The sequence below is a fragment of the Desulfosarcina sp. genome (assembly GCF_033791525.1).
Taxonomy (GTDB): Bacteria; Desulfobacterota; Desulfobacteria; order Desulfobacterales; family Desulfosarcinaceae; genus Desulfosarcina.
Genome location: NZ_JASJGN010000111.1, coordinates 1 through 3,798, shown reverse-complemented (window position 1 = coordinate 3,798; position 3,798 = coordinate 1). Strand labels below are relative to the sequence as shown.

At 51.8% G+C, this 3,798-nt stretch carries 4 protein-coding genes; all 4 read left to right on the top strand.

Annotated features, from left to right (window positions below):
* The coding region (locus tag QNK41_RS05445) for a uroporphyrinogen decarboxylase family protein (protein ID WP_319254559.1) at positions 1–474 on the top strand (474 nt) is incomplete at its 5' end.
* Between the two features lie 24 nt (positions 475–498).
* Complete coding sequence (locus QNK41_RS05440; protein ID WP_319254557.1) at positions 499–1,716, top strand: LL-diaminopimelate aminotransferase; 1,218 nt, start codon at positions 499–501, stop codon at positions 1,714–1,716.
* A gap of 37 nt (positions 1,717–1,753) precedes the next feature.
* On the top strand, positions 1,754–3,166 hold the full coding sequence (locus QNK41_RS05435) for a trimethylamine methyltransferase family protein (RefSeq protein ID WP_319254555.1): 1,413 nt from the start codon (positions 1,754–1,756) through the stop codon (positions 3,164–3,166).
* Positions 3,167–3,222: 56 nt separating this feature from the next.
* Positions 3,223–3,798 (top strand): corrinoid protein (locus QNK41_RS05430; protein ID WP_319254553.1); only part of this gene is annotated, 576 nt, incomplete at its 3' end.

The window sequence follows — 3,798 nt, the reverse complement described above, 5'->3', positions numbered from 1 at the left end:
GTCGAATACATCTTTTACGGAGCGGACATGGAGTGCCCCCTCCTGATGTCGCCGCAGCATTATAGGGAATTTATCCACGTCCCCACCACGCAAACCGTCAACGCCCTGTCCACAATGGGAGCGCGGGTCCTGCCCCACATGTGCGGTCCCATCGTTAAAACCGGTATTGTGGACATGCTGCTGGAGATGGATATGCACGGCATCATGCCGGGCAACCTGACCCAATCAACCGTGTTGGACATCTGTGAACTCAAGGAAAAAGTCGGTGATCGTATGGCGATCTTCGATAATCTGAACCCCAACGGCCCCTTGCTGATTGGCACGCCGGAAGAGGTTGAAAGGGATACCCGTGAACACCTTGAAAGAGCCCGCGGGATGAGCGGATATTTGTTTTCAACAGCGGGCACGACGTCTCCTAATACACCCAGGGCCAATTTCGAGGCAATGAATCGCACCGTATTGAACTTTAAATAGTCCAACCTTAAAAAGCGAACCGAGATGATTCGTGTCAACCGGCACTTCAAAAAGCTTCAATCATCGTACCTTTTTTACACCATCGCCAAACGCGTAGCCGCCTATCAGGATGCCAACCCGGCAGCCAAAATTATTCGTCTGGGTATCGGTGATGTCACCCAACCGCTCCCGCCAGCATGCATTGATGCCTTTCACAATGCCATCGACGAGCAAGGTTCTCCTGAGACCTTCCGAGGATATGGCCCCAGTGAAGGATACGCGTTTCTTCGGGAGGTAATTGCCGAAAAGGACTTTGGATATAGGGAAGCTAACATTGATCCCGATGAGGTGTTTATCTCAGACGGTTCCAAATGTGACTGCGGTAATTTCCAGGAACTTTTTGCAACTGACATTGCTGTGGCAATCCCGGACCCGGTCTACCCGGTATATTTAGATACGAATGTGATGGCAGGCCGGACGGGCATTTTTAAAGATGGTCATTACCAAGGTATTGTCTATCTGCCATGTACAGCAGATAATCGGTTTCTTCCGTCCGTGCCAGACCAGCCGGTAGATCTGATTTATCTATGTTCACCAAACAATCCCACCGGTACCGTTATGGATAAAGAAAGCCTGGAGCAGTGGGTATCTTTTGCAAGGAATAACCAGGCACTGATCCTGTTTGATGCCGCATATGTGGATTTCATCCGCGAAGACTCTCTGCCACATTCCATTTTCGAGATCGAAGGTGCCCATGAGGTGGCGGTAGAGTTTAGAAGCTTTTCTAAAATGGCTGGTTTCACGGGTACGCGTTGCGCCTACACAGTCGTCCCGAAAGCTTGCATGGCATTTGATGAAAACGGTGACCCCATTTCAGTGAGGGATCTCTGGATGCGCCGCCAGACCACCAAATTTAACGGTGTCTCTTACCCCGTGCAACGGTCTGCGGAAGCGGCTTTTTCTGAAGATGGAAGAAGGCAGGTTCGGGAACTGACAGACTATTATCTGGAGAATGCCAAGATCATCCGCAGGGCCATGACCGAGTGTGGATTCAAAGTGGTCGGTGGTGAGCATTCTCCCTATATCTGGATCAACACCGGTCAGGATGACTGGGCCTTTTTTGATCGTTTATTACAACAAGCATCAGTGGTAACAACCCCGGGCAGCGGGTTTGGCAACAACGGATCTGGTTTTATTCGCGTTAGTGCCTTCAACAGCCGTGAGAATGTTATCGACGCCATGGCCCGAATTGCACAACTATGACTGATGAGAAAACCGTCAATTTGTGGAGATTTAAACGATGATCAACAGAGCCCTCATTAATTTTGACAAATCCATCCTGGATCAAATTCATAGCCGTTCACTGGAACTGCTTAAGGATTGCGGAATCCGCTTTCCCAGTCAGAAAGCCCTTGAGATGTTCAGAAAAAGGGGGTTCCGGATCGATGGGCAAACCGTCTATTTTGAAGATAAAGATATTGTCACCGCGTTGGAAACCGTTCCTGGACAATTTACCATCAAGGCGCGTAACCCAAAAAAAAGCATCTGCATCGGTGGTGGCGAATATATGATGGCCCCAGGTTATGGTCCTCCATTTATCATCGACACTACCGGTGAGAAACGCAATGCCACCCTTGAGGATGTCCACAACTTCTGCAAGCTTGTCCAGACGTCAACCTGCCTGGATTTCAACAGCTCCATCGTTGTCCAGCCCAACGACGTGCCCCAGGAAACGGCCCATCTGGATATTCTTTTAGGCACGATGCTCCTGACGGATAAGCCACTTATGGGCAGTACTGCATCAGAGACCGCGGCATTAGATTCACTGCAATTGGCAGGGAAAATATGGGGAGACACCAGTGAGCGGGTAATGATCTCACTGGTGGATTCACTTTCACCCCTTCAGTATGCCGATGAATCCATCGAAGCGCTGATGGTATACGCCCAGGCCGGTCAACCCGTTATTATTCACTCGTCCTGTTCCCTCGGATCAACCGGTCCCATTACCATTGCCGGGTCGCTGGTAATCTCCAATGCCACCACACTGGCAGGAATCTGTCTCTCTCAATTGCTCAATCCGGGAACCCCAATTGTATACGGATTGGGAGGCAGCCCCACCGAAATGAGAACCGGAGGGTATGTCAACGCATCACCGGAGGATGCCAAGCATACCGCCATCGTCACCGCATTGGGTCGTTATTATGGCGTTCCCTGCAGGAGCCAGGGGGCTTTGACGGAATCCTTCAGCCTTGATTATCAGGCGGGAATGGAATCGGCGATGATGATGACCACGGCTGCGTTGTCCGGTGTGGATGTCAGCCTTCACACCTGTGGTACTTATGGTTCCATGTTGGCCATGAGCTATGAAAAATTCATAGCCGATGAAGATCTTTGCGGAGCGCTAAAACGGCTGATGAAACCTGTTGAATTGTCGGAAGACGCCTTTGCCATGGATTTGATCAAAACGCTTGGAACCTCGGGGAACTACCTGATGCAGGGCCACACCATGCAGCGCTGTCGAACCGAGTTTTTTGAACCCGTCCTGAACACCCGGGCGATCCATACCAAATGGCAACAGATGGAGCTGCGTGAAATGGACAAACGGGCAGGGAAAATCCTGGCAGACCGACTTTCCGCATACGAAAAACCGGACATTGATCCCATGATTGAAAGGGACCTTGTCAAGTTTGTGGATCACCGAAAATCTAATTGAGGACTAACATATATCGCAACGATAACACAAAAATGGAGAAAATAAGGAGTTATAAAATGACAGTAAAAGAGATTTTCAACGCGGTACTGGCATTCGACGAAGCAACCGTACTGGCTAAAACCCAGGCGGAGTTGGATGCGGGCACGGACATCGACGCCATCTTGAACGACGGGCTGATCAGCGCCATGGACGAGGTCGGCGAGCGCTTTTCCGCCGGCGAGCTCTTCGTGCCCGAGATGCTCATGGCCGCCCAGGCCATGAAGGCGGGCCTGAAGATCTTAAAGCCCCACCTGAGCGCCGACCAGAACCAGAGCAAAGGCATTGTTGTCATCGGCACGGTCAAGGGCGACCTGCACGACATCGGCAAGAACCTGGTCTCGATGATGATGGAAGGGGCCGGCTTCGAGGTGGTCGACCTGGGGGTGGACGTGGACAGCGAGAAGTTCGTCAAGACCGCCGCGGAGAAAAGCGCCAATGTGATCGCCCTGTCCGCCCTGCTGACTACCACCATGCCGTCCATGGAGAGCACGGTCAAGGCGGTCAAGGAAGCAGGCATGACCACTAAGACGATCATTGGCGGCGCGCCGGTGACCCAGGCCTTTGCCGACCAGATCGGCGCCGACGGCTACAGC

What these genes read in the sequence shown, in the direction of transcription:
- QNK41_RS05435 (WP_319254555.1), top strand. Translation starts at nt 1,754, where the DNA reads ATGATCAACAGAGCCCTCATTAATTTTGACAAATCCATCCTGGATCAA.
- QNK41_RS05440 (WP_319254557.1), top strand. Translation starts at nt 499, where the DNA reads ATGATTCGTGTCAACCGGCACTTCAAAAAGCTTCAATCATCGTACCTT.